This is a genomic window from Nonomuraea sp. NPDC048826 (assembly GCF_043198225.1).
Taxonomy (GTDB): Bacteria; Actinomycetota; Actinomycetes; order Streptosporangiales; family Streptosporangiaceae; genus Nonomuraea.
The window spans coordinates 249945-270073 of the sequence record NZ_JBICUQ010000007.1 but is presented as its reverse complement, the minus strand read 5'-3'; the positions used below and the strand labels follow the sequence as shown (position 1 = coordinate 270073).

Annotated in this window: 19 protein-coding genes and 1 riboswitch; of the genes, 10 read left to right on the top strand and 9 right to left on the bottom strand. The window is 74.2% G+C overall.

The annotated features are described in order from the left end of the window. Window positions 1–3 precede the first annotated feature (3 nt). The 3 genes from ACGFI7_RS26130 to ACGFI7_RS26120 all read left to right on the top strand — a co-directional run bounded on the left by ACGFI7_RS26130 (window position 4) and on the right by ACGFI7_RS26120 (window position 3369). Window positions 4–2370 (top strand): family 20 glycosylhydrolase, encoded by a 2367-nt coding sequence (locus ACGFI7_RS26130; RefSeq protein ID WP_393409180.1) that lies wholly within the window; start codon window positions 4–6, stop codon window positions 2368–2370. Window positions 2371–2502: 132 nt separating this feature from the next. Next, complete coding sequence (locus tag ACGFI7_RS26125; protein ID WP_393409179.1) at window positions 2503–2868, top strand: cupin domain-containing protein; 366 nt, start codon at window positions 2503–2505, stop codon at window positions 2866–2868. Between the two features lie 78 nt (window positions 2869–2946). Next, window positions 2947–3369 (top strand): DUF4396 domain-containing protein, encoded by a 423-nt coding sequence (locus ACGFI7_RS26120; protein WP_393409178.1) that lies wholly within the window; start codon window positions 2947–2949, stop codon window positions 3367–3369. Window positions 3370–3386: 17 nt separating this feature from the next. On the opposite strand, the gene ACGFI7_RS26115 is transcribed toward ACGFI7_RS26120, so the two are convergent. Beyond that, complete coding sequence (locus tag ACGFI7_RS26115; RefSeq protein ID WP_393409176.1) at window positions 3387–3764, bottom strand: MerR family transcriptional regulator; 378 nt, start codon at window positions 3762–3764, stop codon at window positions 3387–3389. Between the two features lie 70 nt (window positions 3765–3834). Here ACGFI7_RS26115 and ACGFI7_RS26110 point away from each other — a divergent pair, with 70 nt between their 5' ends. Next, a complete protein-coding gene (locus ACGFI7_RS26110) occupies window positions 3835–4221 on the top strand; it encodes a hypothetical protein (RefSeq protein WP_393409175.1) in 387 nt (128 codons plus the stop codon). Window positions 4222–4245: 24 nt separating this feature from the next. Here ACGFI7_RS26110 and ACGFI7_RS26105 read toward each other — a convergent pair whose 3' ends face one another. The 3 genes from ACGFI7_RS26105 to ACGFI7_RS26095 all read right to left on the bottom strand — a co-directional run bounded on the left by ACGFI7_RS26105 (window position 4246) and on the right by ACGFI7_RS26095 (window position 8715). Beyond that, window positions 4246–5028: a glycoside hydrolase family 25 protein gene (locus ACGFI7_RS26105; RefSeq protein WP_393409174.1), complete on the bottom strand. Its 783-nt coding sequence runs from the start codon at window positions 5026–5028 to the stop codon at window positions 4246–4248. Window positions 5029–5038: 10 nt separating this feature from the next. Continuing rightward, window positions 5039–5173, bottom strand: a riboswitch (cyclic di-AMP (ydaO/yuaA leader). A gap of 255 nt (window positions 5174–5428) precedes the next feature. Continuing rightward, window positions 5429–7531: a bifunctional polysaccharide deacetylase/glycosyltransferase family 2 protein gene (locus ACGFI7_RS26100; protein ID WP_393409173.1), complete on the bottom strand. Its 2103-nt coding sequence runs from the start codon at window positions 7529–7531 to the stop codon at window positions 5429–5431. Between the two features lie 620 nt (window positions 7532–8151). Beyond that, complete coding sequence (locus ACGFI7_RS26095; RefSeq protein ID WP_393409172.1) at window positions 8152–8715, bottom strand: hypothetical protein; 564 nt, start codon at window positions 8713–8715, stop codon at window positions 8152–8154. Window positions 8716–8896: 181 nt separating this feature from the next. Between ACGFI7_RS26095 and ACGFI7_RS26090 the strand changes: the two genes are divergently transcribed. The 6 genes from ACGFI7_RS26090 (at window position 8897) to ACGFI7_RS26065 (ending at window position 13145) form a co-directional block, all read left to right on the top strand. Next, complete coding sequence (locus tag ACGFI7_RS26090; RefSeq protein ID WP_393409171.1) at window positions 8897–9550, top strand: nitroreductase family protein; 654 nt, start codon at window positions 8897–8899, stop codon at window positions 9548–9550. A gap of 46 nt (window positions 9551–9596) precedes the next feature. Beyond that, window positions 9597–10958: a lanthionine synthetase LanC family protein gene (locus ACGFI7_RS26085; RefSeq protein WP_393409169.1), complete on the top strand. Its 1362-nt coding sequence runs from the start codon at window positions 9597–9599 to the stop codon at window positions 10956–10958. A gap of 58 nt (window positions 10959–11016) precedes the next feature. Then, window positions 11017–11166: a hypothetical protein gene (locus tag ACGFI7_RS26080; RefSeq protein ID WP_393409168.1), complete on the top strand. Its 150-nt coding sequence runs from the start codon at window positions 11017–11019 to the stop codon at window positions 11164–11166. Further along, a complete protein-coding gene (locus ACGFI7_RS26075; protein ID WP_393409167.1) occupies window positions 11163–11681 on the top strand; it encodes an NAD(P)H-dependent oxidoreductase in 519 nt (172 codons plus the stop codon). The genes ACGFI7_RS26080 and ACGFI7_RS26075 overlap by 4 nt, the downstream gene beginning before the upstream one ends. A 74-nt stretch (window positions 11682–11755) precedes the next feature. Further along, window positions 11756–12685 (top strand): sulfite exporter TauE/SafE family protein, encoded by a 930-nt coding sequence (locus ACGFI7_RS26070; RefSeq protein WP_393409166.1) that lies wholly within the window; start codon window positions 11756–11758, stop codon window positions 12683–12685. Window positions 12686–12758: 73 nt separating this feature from the next. Continuing rightward, window positions 12759–13145: an RrF2 family transcriptional regulator gene (locus ACGFI7_RS26065; RefSeq protein ID WP_393409165.1), complete on the top strand. Its 387-nt coding sequence runs from the start codon at window positions 12759–12761 to the stop codon at window positions 13143–13145. Here the strand turns inward: ACGFI7_RS26065 and ACGFI7_RS26060 are convergent. Genes ACGFI7_RS26060 through ACGFI7_RS26040 form a run of 5 tightly spaced genes read right to left on the bottom strand, consistent with a single transcriptional unit; the run spans window position 13142 to window position 20050 of the window. Further along, entirely contained in the window at window positions 13142–14134 is a 993-nt protein-coding gene (locus ACGFI7_RS26060; RefSeq protein ID WP_393409164.1) for a helix-turn-helix domain-containing protein, read from the bottom strand. The two genes, ACGFI7_RS26065 and ACGFI7_RS26060, sit on opposite strands and share 4 nt — an antisense overlap. Window positions 14135–14150: 16 nt before the next feature. Beyond that, on the bottom strand, window positions 14151–16448 hold the full coding sequence (locus ACGFI7_RS26055; protein WP_393409162.1) for a hypothetical protein: 2298 nt from the start codon (window positions 16446–16448) through the stop codon (window positions 14151–14153). Continuing rightward, complete coding sequence (locus ACGFI7_RS26050; RefSeq protein ID WP_393409160.1) at window positions 16445–18142, bottom strand: ABC transporter permease subunit; 1698 nt, start codon at window positions 18140–18142, stop codon at window positions 16445–16447. The genes ACGFI7_RS26055 and ACGFI7_RS26050 overlap by 4 nt, the downstream gene beginning before the upstream one ends. Beyond that, the gene (locus ACGFI7_RS26045; protein ID WP_393409158.1) at window positions 18139–19377 is read right to left on the bottom strand and encodes a hypothetical protein; all 1239 of its coding nucleotides are present in this window, start codon (window positions 19375–19377) and stop codon (window positions 18139–18141) included. Before ACGFI7_RS26045 ends, ACGFI7_RS26050 begins: the two co-directional genes overlap by 4 nt. Beyond that, window positions 19364–20050: an ATP-binding cassette domain-containing protein gene (locus ACGFI7_RS26040; RefSeq protein ID WP_393409156.1), complete on the bottom strand. Its 687-nt coding sequence runs from the start codon at window positions 20048–20050 to the stop codon at window positions 19364–19366. Before ACGFI7_RS26040 ends, ACGFI7_RS26045 begins: the two co-directional genes overlap by 14 nt. Window positions 20051–20129 lie beyond the last annotated feature (79 nt).

Here is a 20129-nt window from a genome sequence, read left to right as displayed (position 1 = left end):
CCCATGCGCCGCTCCCTCGTGGCCTTAGTGACCGCCGCGCTCCTCAGCCCCGCACTCACCGCCCCCGCGCCGGCCCAGGCCGCCGCCGGGCCCGTCAACCTCGCGCTCGCCGGCACCGCCACCGCCTCCAGCGTCGAGCTGGACCGCGCCGATTTCGTGGCCGCGCACGTCAACGACGGCGACACCGCCACCCGCTGGTCGTCGAAGTACCAGGACGACAACTGGGTCCAGGTCCAGCTCGCCGCCCCGGCGAAGGTCGACCACGTGACCCTCACCTGGCCGAACGCCTGCGCCCGCGACTTCGTCCTGCAGACCTCGGCCGATGGTCAGGCCTGGACGGACGTCGCGTCCCTCCAGCGCGACACCTGCCCCCGCACCGACGTGATCGACGTCCGCTCCGCCGGGCCGGTCTCGTACGTACGGATGCAGGGACGCCAGCGCTGGGCGGCCTACGGCTACTCGATCTCGGAGTTCGAGATCTGGGACGGGCCGCCCGCCGCCCCCGAGCCCACGCTCGGCCTGGTGCCCAAGCCGGTGTCGCTCACCGAGACCGGCGGCGCCCCGTTCACCCTGCACCGCAACACCCGCATCCTGGCCACCGGCGACGGCGCCCAGGCGCCCGCGGAGCAGCTGGCCCGCCTGCTGCGCCAGGCCACCGGCCACCGGCTGACGGTCGCGGCCCAGGGCAGCGGCCCGGCGCCGATCGTCATCGAGGTCGGTACGGGCAAGGGACCCGAAGGCCACGAGGCCGAGGGCTACACGCTGTCGGTCACCGCCGCAGAGGTGCGCGTCCGCGCCGCCACCCCGAACGGCGCGCTGAACGGCGTCCGGACGCTCCGCCAGCTCTTCCCGCAGTGGGTCGAGGCGCGCGAGGTCGTCGACGCCAGGTGGACGGTGCCCGCCGTGGAGATCACCGACTACCCGCGCTTCGCGCACCGCGGCATGATGCTCGACGTCGCCCGCAGCTTCTACCCGGTGGACGAGGTCAAGGCCTACATCGACGCCGCCGCCCAGTTCAAGATCAACCGGCTGCACCTGCACCTCACCGACGACCAGGGCTGGCGCATCGCCGTGGACGACCCGGCGGCCAACCCGTCCGGCATCGACTACGGCCTGCTCACCGCGGTCGGCGGCGGCACCGCGATGACCGAGCGGGGCACCGAGCCCGGCATCACCGGCTTCTACACCAAGGCCGACTACGCCGAGATCGTCCGGTACGCGGGCGAGAACGGGATGACCGTCATCCCCGAGATCGACCTGCCCGGCCACGTCAACTCGGCGCTGCACTCCATCCCGCAGCTCAACACCCCGGGCGCGCGGCCGCAGCTCAAGCCGGGCGAGACCACCGTCCCGCACAATGGCACCGGCTCGGTCGGCTACTCCTCGCTGGACGCGCACAGCACGACCACGTACGAGTTCGCCCGGCACGTGCTGACCGAGATCGCCGCCATGACCCCGGGCCCCTACCTGCACATCGGCGGCGACGAGGCGTTCGTGACCAGCCACCAGGACTACGTCAAGATGGTCGACGCCTTCACCGAGGACGTGCGCGCCCTGGGCAAGACCGTCGTCGGCTGGAACGAGTACGCCGGCACCGCGCTGCCGCGGGACAACGCGGTGGTGCAGTTCTGGAACGGTGACCGCAACGCCGTGGCCGCCGCCGTGAACGGCCGCGGCGCCGACGTCGTCCTCTCCCCGGCCCCGCACGCGTACGCGCCGCAGAAGCAGGACTCGCGCCAGCCCGACGGCGGCACGTGGGCGTGCGGCGGGCCGTGCGGCCTGGACCGTCACTACAACTGGAACCCCGGCACGTACATCCCCGGCATCCAGGAGAGCAGCGTGCTCGGCGTGGAGGCGGCGGTGTGGGGCGAGTTCATCCGCCGCGTCGAGCAGGCGCAGTACTACGCCTACCCGCGGCTGATCGCCACCGCCGAGGTCGGATGGACGCCTCAGGACCAGCGGGACTACGCCGACTTCAAGAACCGCCTGTCGGCGATCGGCGGCAGGCTGACCGTGCAGGGCACGAACTTCTTCCCGACCGCCGACGTGCCCTGGCGGCTGGAGATCCTCGGCACTTCGGTGAACGCCCGGGCCGGCATGCCTACCGGCGCGTCGTGGACCCTCACCGCGCCCGGCCACACCGCCGCCGGCCTCGAGGCGGTCGTCACCTGGAGCGACGGCACCGAGGAACCGGTGACCCCGGCCACCGCCAGGGAGGGAAGCATCCCCGGCATGCGGATCAACGCCGCGTTCACCGTGACCTCGGCCAGGACGTTCAGCCGGCCCGGCACGTACACCGGCACGCTGACGGTGCGCACGCAGGGAGGTGCGCCCGTCACCGGTGACCTGACGGTCACCGTCAGGGGCTGAGGCCCGTCGTGGAAGGCCCGGCGGCTCGCGGAGCGGGTAGCGCGAGCCGCCGGGCCGACTTTGAGGTTTATGTCAGCGTTCGTCCTGGCAAGAGTCATACGCAGCCTGAACCGCGAGATACAGGAGCCGACCGTGCACCATTTCGCGATCGCGACCGAGGCCGAGGAGAGCGACGACTTCCGCCGGGTGCTGTGGACCGGAACGAAGACGCAGGTCGTCACCATGACGATCCCGCCGGGCGGGGAGATCGGCGAGGAGGTGCACGAGGACACCGACCAGCTGCTCGTGTTCGTCTCGGGCGCCGGAGAAGCCCGGGTCGCCGGCGAGACCCGTCCGGTGAAGCCGGGAGACCTCGTCGCCGTTCCCGCGGGCGCCCTGCACAACTTCGTCGCCACCGGCCCGGACCCGCTTGTCCTCTACACGGTGTACGGTCCGCCCGAGCACGCCGACGGCGCCGTCCACAAGACCAAGGACGAGGCCGATCGGGTCGAGCAGTAGGGCGGGCACGTGTCCGCGCACCACTCACACCCTTCGGAACCAGGCGGCCACGGGACCCGCCAGGGGGCGACCTGGGGGATGGCCGTCTCGGCGACGCTGCACTGCCTCACCGGCTGCGCCATCGGCGAGGTGCTCGGCCTGGTGATCGCCACCGCGCTGGGCTGGGCCGTCATGCCGTCCATCGCGCTGGCCATCGTGCTGGCGTTCTTCTTCGGCTACCTGCTGACCCTGCTGCCGCTGCGCCGGGCCGGGGTGAACTGGGGCAGGGCCGTCAAGCTGGCGCTCGCCGCCGACACCGTGTCGATCATCGTGATGGAGATCGTCGACAACGCCGTCATCGTGGTCATCCCCGGCGCGATGGAGGCCGGACTCACCTCGGGACTGTTCTGGGGGTCGCTGGCCGTGGCGTTCCTCGTGGCCTTCCTGGTGACGACGCCGGTCAACAAGTGGCTCATCGGCCGCGGCGGCGGTCACGCCGTGATCCACGAGTACCACCACTGACGACGCCGGCCCGGGAACTACAGGGACAGCCCGGTGGGGAAGCGGCAGTCGCCGGATCGGCAGTCGGTGAGGCTGCGGGCGGCGAGGTCGCGGGCCCGGGCCAGCTCGGCGATCTTGGCGTCGAGGCGGCCCACCACCGCCTCCAGCCGCCACCGCTCGCTCGCGCACGTCGCGCCGCCCGCGTCGTGGGAGCGCAGGGCCCCGGCCACCTCGTCCAGCGTGAAGCCCAGCTCCCGCAGGGCCTTGGCCGCGCGGATCCTGGCGACCGCGGACTCGTCGAACTCGCGGTAGCCCGACGGCCTGCGCCCGGCCTCGGGCAGCACGCCGCGGCGCTCGTAGAAGCGGACCGTGTCCACGCTGACCCCGGCCGCGCGGGCCACCTCGCCGATCTTCACGCCGCTCTCCCTTGACTCTGGACCTAAGTCCAGACTTTACGCTCCGGGAGAGACGGAAGGAGAGCACATCATGGACGATCCACTGATCGTGTGCGACATGACCACCGCCCGCGACACCCCCGAGGAGCGGCTCGCCGAGTACGGGCGGCTGTTCGGCCGGGCGCTCACCGGCAGGGAGCGGACCGGGGAGGGCATCCGGTTCCGGCTGCGCGCCGAGGACGGGCTGGAGGAATGGGTACGGGACCTCGCCGCCCGGGAGAAGGCGTGCTGCGCGTTCTTCTCCTTCGAGGTCACCGCGACGGGGGACGAGGTCGTCTGGGACGCGGCCGTGCCCGACGACGAGGCCGCCCGGGCGATCCTGGAGGAGTTCTACCTGCTGCCGGAGACCTCCGTGACCGACCCGGACGGCCTGCGCCGGCGGCTGGAGGACCGGGGACTCCGGTTCCACGGGTCCTGACCCCCGCCGGGTGGCCCGCGGGGGTCAGACCGGGCGGCCCAGGGCGCGGAGCTGGTCGGGCGTCAGCGCGGAGACGTTCTGGTCGATGGGCGAGTCGGAGTACTGGTGGATGGTCCAGGACTTCCAGTCGGCCGGCGGGGTGACCTGGCCCTGGGGCTTGCTGTAGTGGGCCACCCAGAGCGGGTACTCCGCCAGCCCCGCGCCGTAGGTGTCGGCGAAGTGCCAGCCGCTGTAGAACATCGGCTTGACCCCCGTCTTCTTCTCGACGTGCGACAGCCAGGCCTTGGCCCAGGCGTTCACCTCGGCGACGGACCGGCCGTCGGTCGTCTCCAGGTCGAGCACCAGCAGGTCACCGGGCTTGCCGGGCTGGGAGTCGACGGCCGACAGGAAGTGCTCGGCCTCGGCGATCGGGTTGTTGCGCGGGTGCCCGTAGTGGTACGCGCCGCGTACGATGCCCTTCTTGTCGAGCTCCTGCCAGTGCCGGGCGAAGGCCCGGTCGCGGAAGCTCGTGCCCTCGGTGGCCTTGATGATGCCGAACTCCGCCGGGCTCGTCGCCCAGTCGTGGTTCGGCTGGTAGTTGGAGACGTCCTGGCCGTACGTGAGCGTCGCGGCCCCCTGCGGGGCGGCGGCCGGGTTCGGGTCGACGGGGGAGGCGGCGTAGCCGGCGTGGCCGGACGTGGCCGCGATGGCGGTGCCGGTCACGCTGGCGACGGCGGTGGTGCCGGCCAGCAGCGCGGCGGCGGCGGCGTAGGCGAGGCGGTTGCTGGGACGGTACCGCAGAGCTGCGGCAAGCCGAGGCTTGGGCATACGGGATGACTCCTTGCTTCCATGCCGCCTACCGGGTTAGCTGACGGGTTCGGGGTTGGAAGTCCCCTACGGACTTTGGCGTCCGATTCACCCCAGAGAAGTGGGTCCCCGGCTCCGCGTGTCGCGGACTCGGCGGCCGTGCGCCGCCCTGGCGGGAGGGGGATCCGTCAGGACGAACGCACGGTCCGGTCAATCGAAGCGGCGACGATGTGGCAGTCACCGCGAATGCCCAAAAGGTATATATGTGGATAAAAATATTGCAAGTATGACATATCGGATTTTGCCTGGCTTGGTGGGGGTTGGGCACGCTGGATCCCCTGTGGGCATGGGGATGCGCGGGTCTGAGTAAAATCTGCCGCCCATGCCCTATCACGCCCGGTCCCGCCGGGTTCGCGGCCTGTCAGCGGGCCGCGAAGATGCCCTGCCTGCGCACCGTGTGCCAGCCCAGCCGCACCCCCAGCAGAGCCGTCGCCACTGACTGGAACACCACCAGATACATGAGCTGCCGGTACACGAACTGCTGCAGCGGCAGCACCCACAGCGCCGCCACCCGCTCCCCGTCCAGGCGCAGCGCGTACCAGCCGGCCGCCGCCTGCACCAGCACGAACCCCGCCCACACCGCCACCGCGGGCAGCGGGTCGCCGACCACCGAGTGGTAGACGGCCATCAGGTCGACCACCGGCGCCAGCAGCGGCAGCAGCACCTGGAACAGCGCCAGATAACCCAGGCAGCGACGGCCGAACGGGCCGGGCTCGACCACGGCGCGGCGGTGCTTCCACATCGCCTGCATCGTGCCGTAGCACCAGCGGTAACGCTGCCGCCAGAGCTGACCCAGGCTCGCGGGCGCCTCCGTCCACGCCAGCGCGCGCTCCTCGTACACCACCCGCCAGCCCGCCCGGCACAGCGCCATCGTCAGGTCCGTGTCCTCGGCCAGCGTGTCGGTGCTCACCCCGCCGAGCGCGACCAGCGCGGCCCGCCGGAACGCGCCCACCGCCCCCGGCACCGTCGGCATGCAGTCGAGCAGCTCGAACGCGCGCCGGTCCAGGTTGAAGCCGATCACGTACTCGATGTGCTGCCAGCGGCCGATGAGCCCGCGCCGGTTGCCCACCTTGGTGTTGCCGCTCACCGCGCCCACCCGGGGATCGGCGAGCCGGCGCACCAGATGCCCGATCGTGCCGGGCTCGAACACCGTGTCGCCGTCGACCATGACGAGGATCTCGTGGCGGGCGTGCCGGATGCCGGTGTTCAGCGCGGCCGCCTTGCCGCCGTTGGCCTGCCTGATCACCCGTACGCCCGGCAGCCGGGGCGCGGCGGCGGCCTCGGCGGTGCGGTCGGTGGACCCGTCGTCCACCACCAGCACCTCCACCGGGCCGGGGTAGGCGGTCGACACGAGCGAGCGCACGGTCGCCGCGATGCCCGCCTCCTCGTTGTACGCGGGCACGATCACACTCACCCCGGGCGGCCGGTCCTGCCACCCGTCGCGGCCGACGCCCCGGGAGCGGCGGGCGTGCACCCGGGCCAGCACCACCAGGAGCAGCAGCCTGGCCAGCGTCAGCACCCCGGTGGCGAGCAGCACCCACCACAGCGCGGCCGTGAACGCGTTCGCCCCCCGCTGCGCCAGGCCGAGCGCGGCGCCGGCGATCCGCTCCGACTGCCCGGCCGGGCGGTGCGCCGACGGCATGCCGAGCGCGGACGTCAGCGTCTCGGCACGGTAGCCCGCCCGGTCCAGCCGATCGAGCAGCCGGTCGACGGCCTCGACCGTCTGGGCACGGTCGCCGCCGGAGTCGTGCATCATCACCACCGCCCCGCGTCCCCCCGACGGGAGCGCGGCCCGGACGATGCCGTCGGCGCCCGGCCTGCGCCAGTCCTTCGTGTCGAGATCGGCCAGCGCGACCAGGTAGCCCTCGCGGCCGAGCATTCTGAGGCTGTCCCACTGCTCGCCGGTGATGGTGGCGGGGGTGGAGGAGTAGGGCGGGCGGGCCAGCGTGGTGTGCAGGCCCGTGGCCCCGGCCAGCGCCTTCTGGGTGAGGTTCAGCTCCAGCTCGGCCCGCCAGGCGGGGACCGCGGCCAGGTCGGGATGGGTGTAGGTGTGGTTGCCGAGCTCGTGTCCCTCGGCCACGATCCGGCGGGTCAGCTCCGGGTCGGCGGCGATCTTCGAGCCGACCGCGAAGAACGTCGCCTTCGCGTCGTGCTCCTTCAGCACGTCGAGCAGGCGCGGCGTCCACGCGGGATCCGGCCCGTCGTCGAACGTCAGCGCCACCGTCCGGGGCCGCGGGCGGGCGCTGGACGGTCTGTCGCGGGTCAGGTTGAGCACCGGGCCGCCCTGGCGCAGCGGCTCCAGCCAGGCCGCCGGGTCACCGCCGCCGGGCGCCGGGCCGGTCTCCCCGACGACGTTCTTCACGAAGCCGTCGAGCGTCAGCGCGCACCCCACCAGCGCCACCCCGGCCAGCAGCATCAGCCAGTGCCCCGACGGCTCGGCGCCCCGCACCGCCCGCCGCCTCACCCGCCGCCGCCCACCCTCCCCCCGAGGATCCGCGTCACGGCGGGAGCCGGGCCCCCGCACCGCGCCACCACCACTGGGCCCGAACGACGTGCTGTGCCCGGAATCCCCCGGATGCACGGACGCCCGCCCCCGATCCGAGCCTCGACCGGCGGCACGCGGAGGCACAGGCGCAGGCCCGCGCCCGGAGTTCCCAGACGGTACGGCTGCCGGGCCGCGTTCAGGGTCCCGGCCGGGGGTTCGAGGGGGCACGGGTGCCGGGCCGCGATCCGGGGCGCGGCCGGAGCTCCATGGGTGCGCGGGCGCTGGGCCGGGTTCGGCGTCGCGACCGGCAACCCATGGGTGGGCGGGCGTCGACGCTCGTTCAGCGTCCGGGCCGGGGGTCCGTGGGAGCGCGGGTGCCGGGCCGTGTTCGGGGTCTCGGCCGGAGGGCCGCGGGGGCACGGGTGCCGGGCCGTGTCCGGAGGCGCGTGAGGGGGCGGGCGTCGACCCGTGATCAGGGTCTCGGCCGGCAAGCCATGGGGGAGCGGGCGTTGACCCATGATCCAGGTGTTGGGACGGCGTCCCCGGGACGGACGGTAGGTCCGGCTCCGGGGTGGGACGGCGGCGGCGCCGGGAGGGGGTCACGCCGGGGCTCCCGTGGCCGTCGGGTCCTGGGTCGGGGAGGGCTGGCCGGTCGGGTCGGGCTCCTGGGTCGCGGTCGCCTCCGGGGAGCGGGGCGGCAGGGTGTCGCGGGCCGAGCTGGGCTCGGGCTCCACGGCCCGCCCGGTCTCATGGCGCGTGGCGGGCTCGGTCTCCGGCGGCTCGGACGTACGGGACGGCCGTGCGGACGTGGAGGATGGCCGGGCCGACGGGCGGCTGGAGCGCGTCCGGGAGGGCGCGGCCGACGTGCGGCGGCCGGGGTCGCGCCAGGAGGCCGACCGGGACGGCGCCCGCCGGGTCCTGGACGGCGTGGCGGACGGCTCGGCCGGGTCGCCGGAAGGGACGGCGTCGTCGGTGCCGCCGGTCGGCGGGCTCGCGTGCCGCCCCGGCCAGCCGTCGACGGACAGCGGCGTGTCCGCGAGCACCGCGCCGACGAGCGTCGCCGTCAGCGCCAGGACGAGCGTGCTGACCACGACCGCGCCCACCGTGAACCACCTCCTCCGCCGGCCGCTGTGGTCGACGAAGACCGCGCCGTCCGGCGGCACGGGTTGTTCTCGGGCAGGAGAGAGGGGGGACATGGCCTGCTTCTGGGTGAACTGGGGGGTTGACGGAGCTGATCATGCAGGCACGATCATGCCCCGTCAAGTGCGCCATCGAACACTTGTTCGTCTAGGGCGTACGAGGTCGTGCGCGGCGCAGCGGACCCATCCCTGACAGGATGAGATCATGACGACTCCGCCGCTGAGCCCCGACGAGCTGCTGACCACCACCCGCAGCGTCCGCAAGCGCCTCGATCTGACCCGTCCCGTTCCCCCGGACCTCGTACGGGAGTGCCTGGAGATCGCCCTCCAGGCGCCCAGCGGCAGCAACAGCCAGGGCTGGCACTGGATCGTCGTGACCGACGCCGACCTGCGCGCCCGCATCGGCGACTACTACCGGCGTGCCGTGCACGCCTATCACGCGTCGGGGGTGTCCGCCGGGCGCCTGTTCCAGGACGACCCGGAACGGGCGGCGACGCAGCGGCGCGTCTCCGACAGCGCCGCCTATCTGGGCGAGCACATGGGGGAGGTGCCGGTGCTGGTCATCCCGTGCATCGAGCTGCCCGGCGGCCGGTTCCCGGCGGGGAGCCAGGCGGGGCTGTGGGGGTCGCTGCTCCCGGCCGTGTGGAGCTACATGCTGGCGGCGCGGGCGCGCGGTCTCGGCACGGCCTGGACCACTCTTCATCTCGCGTACGAGGCGGAGGTGGCGGAGCTGCTCGGCATCCCCGCCGAGGTCCGGCAGGGCGCCCTCGTCCCGACCGCCTACTACACCGGCGACACCTTCAAGCCCGCCTCCCGGGTCCCGCTCGACCGGGTTCTCCACGTCGACGGCTGGGCCTGAGTCTTCAACCCTTATTTTCCTACCAAATGTGTGGGATAATGGTCCGGTGAGCCTGGACAAGATCCGCCCCCAGAGTGCCCGAGCCGACTCGCCGCTCAGCGCCGCCATCATGGCCGGGCGCTGGATCCGCTCCGCCGCCGTCGACGACGCGCACGGCAGGCACTGGCTGGCCAACCCCGACCCGCGCGGCAGGTCCGCGGTCACCGCCGAGCCGTCGTCGCTCTACTCGGGGGCGGCCGGCATCGTGCTGTTCTTCCTGGAGCTGGCCGCCGCCACCGGCCACGAGGCCTACCTCGACGACGCCCGGGCCGGCGCCCGCCGGCTCGCCGTCACCTGGCGCGAGCAGCGTGACCTCACGCTGTACCACGGGCTGGCCGGCACCATGGTGGCGCTGATGGAGGCCGGGTGGGCGCTCGGCGACGAGTTGTTCGAGTCGGAGGCCGCGGCCGTCGCCGACCACCTGGTCGCCCGGGGCCGCGAGGCCGACGACGGCGTCGGCTGGTCGGGGGAGCCCGCCCAGCGCGGCGACGGCGGCGTCGGCTGGTCGCGGGAGCCCGCCCAGCGTGGCGACGGCGGCATCGTCCTCGCCCTGCTCCGTGCCGCCGCCCACTTCGGCGCGCCCGCGTACGAGGAGGCGGCGGTCGAGGCCGGGCTGCGCATCGCCGCGCTGCCCGTGCCGGGCCACCGGTTCGGGAACTGCGCCGACCTGCCGCTGGACGCGGTCACGCCCGGGTTCCTGGCCGGCACCGCCGGCACCGCCTTCCTGCTCGCCCGGCTGTACGGGGTGACGGGGGAGGAGGTCTTCCTGCGGGCGGCCCGGCGCGGCGCCGGGTTCGTCCGGGAGCTGAGCATCGTGAACGATCGCTGCGCGGTCGTGCCGCACCACGTGCCGCAGGCCCGCAGGCTCCACTACCTCGGCTTCTGCTCCGGGTCGGCGGGCGTGGCCAGGATGTTCTACGAGCTGCACCGGGTGGGTGGCGACCCGGGCGACCTGGAGTGGGTGGAGCGGCTCGCGAACGGCATCGTGCGCAGCGGCGCGCCCCGGCAGCGCACCGACGGCTACTGGAACGTGGCCTGCCAGTGCTGCGGCACCGCGGGCCTGCTGGAGCTGTTCGTGGGGCTGTGGGCCGCGACCGGGCGGCGCGCGCATCTGACCTTCGCCCGCTCGCTGGCCGACGACCTGATCGGCCGGGCCACCGACCACGACGCGCGGGGCTACCGCTGGTATCAGGCGTACCGGCGGCTGCGGCCGGGCGAGGTGACGGCCGACACCGGCTACATGGTCGGCGCGGCCGGCATCGGGGCCGCGCTGCTCCATCTTGACGCCGTCGACCACGAGCGCCGGCTCATCCTCCTGCCCGACAACCCGTTCCCCGCCATCCCGGTCCCGCCGCACGAGCTCGGCTGATCCGGCCGTCCAGGAAGTGGAGGCAGCCATGCCGCATTCATGCATGTCAGATAGGAAAATGGGAATGATCAACCACGGCGAGCCCGAGTACCCTGGCGACGTCTACTGGTACGACCTGCCGGACGACGAGGCCGACGTCGAGGAAGCCGTCGTGCCGGCGAACCGGCTGCGCCGTTTGATCCCCTTCTTCCCCTGGAGAACCGCATGAGCCTCGTCGCCCTGGTCGGCAACCCCCGTGAGAACTCCCGTACCCGCACCGTGGCCGTCGAGGCCGCAGGGGCGCTGGGGGAGCGGCTCGGGCTGCTGCCGCCGCACGACGTCATCGACCTGGCGGGCCTCGGCCCGCACCTGTTGTCGCCGGTGCCCTCGGCCGACGTGGAGGTCGCGCTGGAACTGGTGGCCGAGGCAAGGGTCCTGGTGGTGGCCAGCCCCACCTACAAGGGCACCTACACCGGCCTGCTCAAGGCGTTCCTGGACCGTTTGCGGCCCCAGGCGCTGGCCGGCGCGGCGGCGTTGCCGCTGCTGGTCATGGGGGACCCGGCCCACTCGCTGGCGGTCGAGGTGCACCTGCGGCCGCTGCTGGTGGAGCTCGGCGCCACGGTGCCCACGCCCGGCCTGGCCGTGCTGGAGTCCCAGCTCCCCGATCTGCCGGGGGTCCTGGCGGCCTGGGCGGACCGGGTCGCGCCGCAGGTGAATATCCCTTCTAAAAAAGTAGGAATCTAGGCCTTGACGGGGTCGGCGGCCTGATTCATCATTAACCCTACAAGTTAAGTAGGATTAATCGGAAAGGGTCGATCGTGCGAGCACTCCTCCTGCTCGGGCTGGTCGGTTTCGCGGCCCAGCTCGTCGACGGAAGCCTGGGCATGGCCTATGGCGTCACCTCAACCACCTTGCTCCTGGCGATCGGCACCAACCCGGCCGCGGCCTCGGCCACCGTCCACCTGGCCGAGATCGGCACCACGCTGGCCTCGGGCATCTCCCACTGGCGCTTCGGCAACGTCGACTGGAAGGTCGTCGGCAAGATCGGCGTCCCGGGCGCCGTCGGCGCGTTCGCCGGCGCCACCTTCCTGTCCAGCCTGTCGACCGAGGTGGCCGCCCCGGTCATGTCGCTGATCCTGCTGACGCTGGGCGTCTACATCCTGATCCGGTTCACCGCCTACGGCCTGCCGCGCGGCAACCTGGGCAAGCCGCTCCGCAAGCGCTTCCTGGCCCCGCTGGGCCTGTTCGCCGGATTCGTGGACTCGACCGGTGGCGGCGGCTGGGGTCCGGTGGGCACCCCCGCCATCCTGGCCAGCGGCCGGCTGGCGCCGCGCAAGGTGATCGGCTCGATCGACGCCTCCGAGTTCCTGGTCGCGATCGCGGCCAGCGTGGGCTTCTTCGTCGGCCTCGGCTCGGAGAACATCGACTTCTCCTGGGTGGCCGTGCTGCTGATCGGCGGCGTCATCGCCGCCCCGATCGCCGCCTGGCTGGTGCGCCACATCCCGCCGCGCATCCTGGGGTCCGCGGTGGGCGGCCTCATCGTCCTGACCAACGTGCGCACGCTGCTGCGCAGCGACTGGATCGACGCCTCCGGCGGCGTGCAGACCGTCGCCTACCTGGCCATCGCGATCATCTGGGCCGGCGCGATCACCTACTCGGTGCGCGAGTACCGCAAGCACAAGGACGAGGAGACGGTCGAGGCGTACGAGGAAGAGCTCCGTAAGGAGGAGCCCACCGCCTCCTCCTGACGTCCAGGACCACCCCGAAGGGCCCGGCCCCCGCTCAGGGGAGCCGGGCCCTTTCCGACCATCACGGGAATCCATGAGAATTTCCGCACGCACCCAGTACGCCCTCGCCGCCATGCTCGCCCTCGCCGAGGCCGGGGGCCCCGTGCACGCCGAGAAGGTGGCCGAATCGCAGGAGATCCCGCGCAGGTTCTGCGACAACATCCTGCTCCAGCTCCGCCGCGCCGGGCTCCTGCACAGTCAGCGCGGGCCCGACGGCGGCTACTGGCTCGCCCGTCCCGCCGCCGAGATCTCCCTGGCCGACGTCATCCGCGTGACCGAGGGCGTCGAGCAGGCCACCCGCCAGTTCCCCCGGGCCGCCGCGCCCCTGGACGCGATCTGGGCCTGCCTGCGCGACCACGAGAACACCCTGCTCAGCGAGGTCACCCTCGCGGACGTCATGGCCAGGTCCGCGCCTTCCTAGAACTCGGCGGAACCGCACGCGAGCGACAGGGCGCGGTACTCGCCGGGCGGCAGGCCGTGCACACGCCGGAAGGCCCGGCTGAAGGCCGCAGGATCGGGGAACCCCCAGCGGGCCGCGATGGCCGCGACCGGCCGGTCCGCCAGGGCGGGGTCGGCCAGGTCGCGCCGGCAGCGGTCCAGCCGCCGGTGCCGGATCCAGCGCGCGACAGAACGCTCCTCCGCCTGGAACACCTTGTGCAGGTGGCGCACCGACACGTGATGCGCCGCCGCGATCGCCGGGGGCGACAGCCCCGGGTCGTCCAGGCGCCGCTCGATGTACGCGTACACCTGCCGCAGCAGCGCCCCGCGCCCCCGCTCCGGCGGCGGCGTCAGCTCCAGGCGGGCCGCCAGCACGGCGGTCATCAGGTCGAGCACCGCCGTCGAGATCCGCGTCGCCGCGGCGGGGCGGTACGCGTCCAGCTCGCCCGCCATCCGCCCGAGCACCGCCGAGAGCAGCGCGCCCGGCCCCTCGTGCCCCGGCAGCCGCCGGCCCGTCACCTCGGCCACCCGCCCCGGCGGCAGCGGCAGCAGCGGACGCGGCAGCACCACCGACAGCATCCGGTTGGCCGAGCGGCCGGCCCCCGACGTGGACATCGGCCGGGTCAGGTCGACCAGCGCGAAGTCGCCGGGAAGCAGGTCCGCCTGCCTGCCGTCCTGCTCGACGACGCACTTCTCGCCCCCGAGGAACAGCTTGACCTGGTACGCGTCCTGCGACGCCCGCCGCACCATCCGGGAGGTGCGGTGGCAGGCGCCCGCGCTGGGTGCGGCGCCGCCCGCGTACTCCATGGCCGCCGCCGTCATCGTCCCCACCTGCGCCGTCGCGCAGCAGGCGGCGAACCAGTCATGCCTGCCGAACGGGAAGCGGTACTCGACGGCGAACCTCTCGCGCATCACCTGCTGCCAGTAGTCGTGCCGCTCACCCCGCGGCACGTCGTCGGTCGTGATCAGCACGCCCGATCCCATCTCCTCACGTCTTCAGCGCCTCCAGGCGCTCACGGATCTCGGCCACCTGGCGCGGCTCGGCGATCCCGTCCCACGGCGCGAGCGCCGCCAGCCCCGCCTCCCGGTGCTCGGCCGCCTCCTCGCGGCAGACCCCGGCCAGGTGCAGCCGGGCCAGCGCCGAGGTGAGCCCCACCTGCGGCAGCCGCGGCTCGGCCTCGCGCAGCAGCGCCGCGGCCTCCCGCTCCAGCTCGGCCGCCCGCTCCGGCGCCGCGGCCGCCTCGGCGACCCGCGCCGTGGCCCGCTGCACCTGGCACCTGGCCCGGCCGAGGTCGTCGGCCGAGCGCCGGTACAGGCGCTCGGACTCCTTCCAGTGCTCCTCGGCCTCGAACGGGTGGTCCAGGTGCCAGTGGGCCAGGCCCAGCAGCTCCTCGGCGTGGGCCCGTGCCCGCTCGTCGCCGCTCCGTGCGGCCAGGTCCTGAGCCTCGTACAGCACCGCCCGCGCGTCCGCGTACAGCCGCCGCGCCTGGCCGCCGTCCAGCGGCTGGGCACGGCGCATGTGCAGCGCGCCCACGTGGATCAGCCGGATCGCGTGGCCGGTGAGATCGCCGTGCGGCAGCGCCTGCCCGTACTGGACCAGCGCCGACTCCACCGCGGTGTACTCGTCACCGGACGCCAGCAAGATCGTCGCGTGCGCCAGGTGCAGCTCGGGCGGCCACGCCTCCACCTTGCCCGAGGCCGCGGCGGCCCGGTTGAAGTGCCGGCGCGCCCGCTCCGGGTCGCCGAGCGTGAGCAGGATCGTGGCCTGGCGAAGCTCGGCCGCCGCCAGCACGCGCTCGTCGCGCAGCTCCCCGGCCGCCCTGGCGAGCAGGTCGGCGGCGCGCAGCCGGTCCTCGTGCCGCTGCTCCAGCGCGAACCACGTCTCCAGCGCCTCGCCGATGCGGCCGAGCGCGCGTGCGGTCTTGCGCACGGGTTGCTCGCGCGCCAGCACCTGCAGCAGCACCCGGTCCTCGGCGGCGAACCAGGCCGCTGCGCCCGGGGCGTCCGGCAGCCCTGCGGCGTACGTCCCGGCCTGGACGGCGAAGTGCTCGACCAGCCGCCGCCAGGCCGTGACGTCGGCCGCGCCGCTGTCGCGGAACGCGCCGGTCACCCGGACCCGCGTCATGCGCACGTTCTCCACCAGGCCACGCTCGGCCAGCTCGCCGATCGCGTCGTCCGCGGCCGGCACGCCGAGCAGCGCGGCGGCCGCCCGGTGGTCGACCTCGGCGATCGGCAGGCCGGCCAGCAGCACGAACAGCCGCTTGGCCGCCGGGCCCAGTCCCTGCACGCTGTGCTGGAGCACGAAGCCGAGCTTCTCGGGCACCGGCAGCCGGTTCAGGTCGTCGACCAGGGCGGCCAGCGGCACGCCGGGGTTGCGCGCCAGCCACCGGCCGAGCCTGACGATCTCCGCCGGGCCGCACACGCACGCCTCGGCGAGCGGCCGCAGCGCCTGCGGCTCCCGTTCCGCCCGCCCGTCGCGGATGTGCGCGGCCAGCAGCGTCTCCGCGTCCCCCGGGGAGAGCGGCCCGACCTGGACGGGCTTGACGTGTTGCGGCGGCTCGCCGGTCAGCTCCCCCGCCACCAGCACGTACGAGCCGGGAACCCGGGGCAGCCAGGAGACCTGGCCCCAATGGCTCACGTTGTCGACCAGGAGCACCCGGCGCTTGCGGGTGAGCGCCTCGGCGACCAGCGGCGCGGCGTCCATCGGGTCCAGGATCGAGCCGGGCCGCCGGCCGAGCGCGCGCAGCACCCGCTGGGCCACGCTCAGCGGGGGTTCGGGCTGGTCCCGGTCGGGGCCGCGCACGTCCACGTACCGCTGCCTGCTTTCCTCCGGCGCCAGCTCCCAGGCGGCCTGCACGGCCAGCGCGGACGTCCCGGCACCGGTCGCGCCCTGCACCACCACGAAGCCGCCCTCGTGCGCCCGCTCCACCGCCTCGCGCACCTTGTCCGCCCGCCCGATGAGCGGCTCCACCCGCTCGGGCAGCGGCGCGTGCCCGCCGACGGGCGGTGGCGGCGCCTCGGGACGGGCACGGCCGCGGGTGGCGTGCACGCCGAGCCCCGCCAGCACGGGCACCAGCAGCGCGAGCGGGAGGGCGAGCAGCGGGTGGGGGAGCACCGCCAGCAGGGCGTCCATGGCGTGCTGGCGCAGCTCGTCCTGGAGCAGCACGACCAGCTCGCCGGCCGTCACCAGCCCCGACAGGCCCAGCTCGGGCAGATGCGCCCGCGCCTGCCGGTAGGTGCGGTCGAGCCAGAAACGCAGCCGCTCCCTGCGCGACATCCCGGTCATCCGCGCACCCCGCCCGTCAGCCCCCGGTACAGCCGCCGGCCGGTGACGATCACCAGCGCCACCGGCACCGCGGTCGCGATCACCGCCTGGGCCGACAGCGTGCCGATCGCGCTCATGAAGTGGCGGTGCTGCTCCAGCAGGATCAGCGGCAGATGGTCGCCCGCCGGCCAGTTGAGCAGCAGCCCGACCACGGTGTCGTTCCACACCAGCACGAACGCCAGCACAGCGGCCAGCACCACCGACGGCGACCCCTCGCGCACCACGTGCACGAGCGCCCACCGGTGCCGGGCCACCACCGGGGCCCGCACCCGGGCGAACCCCCGGTGCAGCACCAGCACGGCCAGCGGGATCACCAGGGCCGCGTGCACGATGATCAGCGCCAGCGCGGAGCCCGCCACCGGGCTGACCGACTCCTGCAGCGGCACCGCGAACGCCTGGGGCGGCAGCGCCGCCAGCGCCACCGCCACCAGCAGCACCGGCCGCCAGGCCCGCCGGGGCATCAGGTGCCCCTGGGCCAGCACGTACGCGGCCGGCACCGCGGCCAGCAGCACCAGCGCGACCACCACCACGGTCCGGACCAGCGTCGTCAGCAGCGCGCCGGTGAACCCGCTGTCGCCCAGCGCGTCCCCGTACGAGCGAAGATCGCCTTCGAGATGCCACCACCCCGACACCGCCGCCGCCTCCGGCGCCCGCAGCGAGGTGAGCACCAGCACGGCGAACGGCAGCAGCCAGACCACCGCCACCGGCGCCATGAGCAGCCGGCGGCGCGCGGGCCGCTCCGGCCGGGCCGCCGGCTGCTCCGGCCAGACCACCTGGCCGCGCAGCCCCGCCAGCGCGGGCAGCGCGAGCAGCCCGACCAGCACCGACAGCGCCACCGCCAGCGCGGCGGCGGGCCCGGGACCCAGGTCGCTGTTGTGCCGCCACCAGAACAGCCCGCCGCTCTCCACCTCCGCCTGCATCGAGCCCGGCGCGCCCATCAGCACCAGGTCGAACACGCGGGCCGCGGCCACCAGCGCCAGCAGGTACGCCAGCGCCGCCGCCCCGGCCAGCGCCGGCAGCACGATCGACCAGATCTGGCGGCGCCGCTCCACCGAGAACGCCCTGGCCATCCGCCGCAGACCCGCCGGCGGCCTGGCCAGCGCCTCGTGGAAGACCAGGAACGCCACCCCCGACCACTGCCAGACGAACGCCAGCCCCAGCACCAGCCAGATCCAGCCCGGCCCGAGGAAGGCCACCCCGGCGTCGAACGCCCCCAGCACGGCGTTGACCGCGCCGCGCTGCGGATTGGTGTCGAACAGCACCCGGAAGATCGCGCCGGTGGTGAGCGGCGACACCACCGCGGGCAGCACCAGGATGACGCGGAGCACCCCGCCGAAGGCCGGGCCCACGTCGCGGGCCAGCCACGCCAGCCCGAACCCGGTCGCGCACACCAGCACGGCCAGCCCCAGCCACACCAGCGAGTTGCCGAGCGCCTGCAGCACCTCGCCGTCGCCGAGCACGCGGTAGTGGCCGAACCCGTCGGACAGGCTGATCAGCACCGTGGCGGCCAGCGGCGCGAGCAGCACCCCCACCGCCAGCAGCACGGCCAGCAGCAGGTAGCCGGCCGCCCGGCGGCGGCCGATCCCGTGCGGGGCGGCCGGCATCCGGGTGTCGTGGTGCGGCGCCACCTCGAACAGGTACGCCTCCCTGCTCATCTCGCCCCCTTGCGCGCGGTCTCCGCCAGCCGGTCGGCCGCCGCGGCGGCGGCCGCGGCGGGCCGCTCCCGCGCGACGGTCGCGGCCGTGAACAGCTCCGTCAGCACGCGCCACAGCCCGCGCCCGTCGCCTCCGGCGAGCGGGCCGATCAGCCGGTCGGACAGGTCGTACTGCGCGTTGCGGCCCCGGGCCACCTCGCCCGCCGGCTCCCGCAGCGGCGGCGGCGACAGCTCCGGGGGAAGGTACGGAGCGAGGAAACCGCCCTCGCCGGCCCACGCCGCCAGCGGATCGGGCCGGCCCGCGGCCCGGTCCGGCCCGGTCAGCCAGGTGACGAAGGCGGCGGCGTCCGGGTCGCCCGGCCGGCCGGCGTTCAGCGCCAGCGCCACGTCGCCGCCCACGACCAGCGGCGGCGCGGCGGCCCCCGCCACGGCGGGGAAGCGGGCGTGCGCCGCCGTCACGCCCGCCGCGCCATAGCGGGCGATGACGGGCCAGGCGAAGTCGGGGGCCGCCACCAGGTCGGCGGTGCGGTAGGTGAACACGTCCAGGATGGAGTCGTGGAACTGCAGGGTCAGTGCCCGCCTGCCGCGCTCGGGCGTCAGCCCCCGCTGCCAGATGGCCGCCAGCAGCTCCAGCGCCTGCGCCACCTCGCCGGAGGCCCAGAGCTCGGCCTGCGAGAAGAGCCCGCGGTAGGTGGAGGGGCTCCGGGCCAGCAGCACGTTCTCGAACCAGTCGCTGAGCATCCAGCCGTCGGCCGCGCCGACCGACAATCTGCCGGGGTGGGTCGTCCAGGCGTCGAGGGTCCGCGGCGGCGGCGGGCCGTCGTCGGCGCGGTGCCAGACCAGCGACTTGTGCGCGATCTTGAACCAGGCGCCGAGCACCCGGCCGTCCGCCGACACCAGCTCCCGCCAGAACTCCGGCTGCGGCGGCGGGTCCGCCAGCGGCTCGATCCCGCCCGTGATCGCCGGGTCGTGCAGCAGGCCGAGCCGGGGGATGACGGCCACGTCCGGGGAGACCTCGACCGACGGGCCGCGCAGCAGGGCGGCGATGTTGTCGCCGGCCGAGTAGACCGTCACCGGGCGCGGGTAGTCGCGGGTCACGGCGAGGAACCGGCGTAACTCGTCGCCGCTCCACACCACCGCCACCCGCAGCGGCCGGTCTCCCGAGCAGCCGGCCAGTCCGGCGGCGGCCAGCCCGGCGGCGGGGAGCGCCGTCAGGAACCGCCTACGACTCAGCATCGGCCGCCCCCTCCGGCTCCTGCCGGTCGGCCGCCCGCCAGAACAGCTCGGGCGGCGCCAGGCTGGCCACCCGCGTGCGGTCGTCGGTGATCACCAGGACGGCCAGGTCGGGGTCGGCGCTCAGCGCCGCGCTGACGGCCGCGTGGCACGGGCCGTATCCGGCGCGGTCCTCGACGACGACCAGCTTGACCGGCCGGTGCCGGCACAGCACCCGGGTCAGCGCGACGGCCAGCCGCTCGTCGTGCGCCAGCTCGTGCGGGCGCGCGCGCAGGAAGCCCTCGATCTGCATCCGGCGGGCCATGTACGCGACGCGGCCCCGGACGCTGGCACGGGCGCGCCGGTCGACGGCGGTGAGCACGAGGTTCTTCTCGACGGTGAGGTGGGGGAGCAGCCCGGCACCGGCGGGCACCAGGCCGATCTCGCGCTCCCAGGTCTCCTGGGTGACGCGCTGGCCGCCGATGGCGATCACGCCGTCGTGCCGCCAGGACAGCCCGACCAGGAAGTCGGCGACCAGGTCGGCCTCGACCGCGTCACCCGCGACCAGCACCGCCGTCTGGCCGGAACGCACGGCCAGCGGGTCGGGCGTCACGCCGCGCCGCCTGCCCCCGCTCTCCCAGCGCAGCCCGTCCACCCGTACGAGAGGCTCCCGGCCACCGGTCTTTACCCCGTCCACCAATTGACATTTACCCGATGGAAATGCTGCGAGGAACCCCAATGGCGATTCCAGCACAAATGTCTTGGGCCGGAAATAG

Excerpts from the sequence above, each read along its gene's own strand:
- ACGFI7_RS26055 (WP_393409162.1), bottom strand. The coding sequence starts at position 16,448 with ATGACCGGGATGTCGCGCAGGGAGCGGCTGCGTTTCTGGCTCGACCGC.
- ACGFI7_RS26080 (WP_393409168.1), top strand. The coding sequence starts at position 11,017 with ATGGGAATGATCAACCACGGCGAGCCCGAGTACCCTGGCGACGTCTAC.
- ACGFI7_RS26105 (WP_393409174.1), bottom strand. The coding sequence starts at position 5,028 with ATGCCCAAGCCTCGGCTTGCCGCAGCTCTGCGGTACCGTCCCAGCAAC.
- ACGFI7_RS26050 (WP_393409160.1), bottom strand. The coding sequence starts at position 18,142 with ATGAGCAGGGAGGCGTACCTGTTCGAGGTGGCGCCGCACCACGACACC.
- ACGFI7_RS26045 (WP_393409158.1), bottom strand. The coding sequence starts at position 19,377 with ATGCTGAGTCGTAGGCGGTTCCTGACGGCGCTCCCCGCCGCCGGGCTG.
- ACGFI7_RS26090 (WP_393409171.1), top strand. The coding sequence starts at position 8,897 with ATGACGACTCCGCCGCTGAGCCCCGACGAGCTGCTGACCACCACCCGC.
- ACGFI7_RS26120 (WP_393409178.1), top strand. The coding sequence starts at position 2,947 with ATGGCCGTCTCGGCGACGCTGCACTGCCTCACCGGCTGCGCCATCGGC.
- ACGFI7_RS26110 (WP_393409175.1), top strand. The coding sequence starts at position 3,835 with ATGGACGATCCACTGATCGTGTGCGACATGACCACCGCCCGCGACACC.
- ACGFI7_RS26075 (WP_393409167.1), top strand. The coding sequence starts at position 11,163 with ATGAGCCTCGTCGCCCTGGTCGGCAACCCCCGTGAGAACTCCCGTACC.
- ACGFI7_RS26130 (WP_393409180.1), top strand. The coding sequence starts at position 4 with ATGCGCCGCTCCCTCGTGGCCTTAGTGACCGCCGCGCTCCTCAGCCCC.
- ACGFI7_RS26065 (WP_393409165.1), top strand. The coding sequence starts at position 12,759 with ATGAGAATTTCCGCACGCACCCAGTACGCCCTCGCCGCCATGCTCGCC.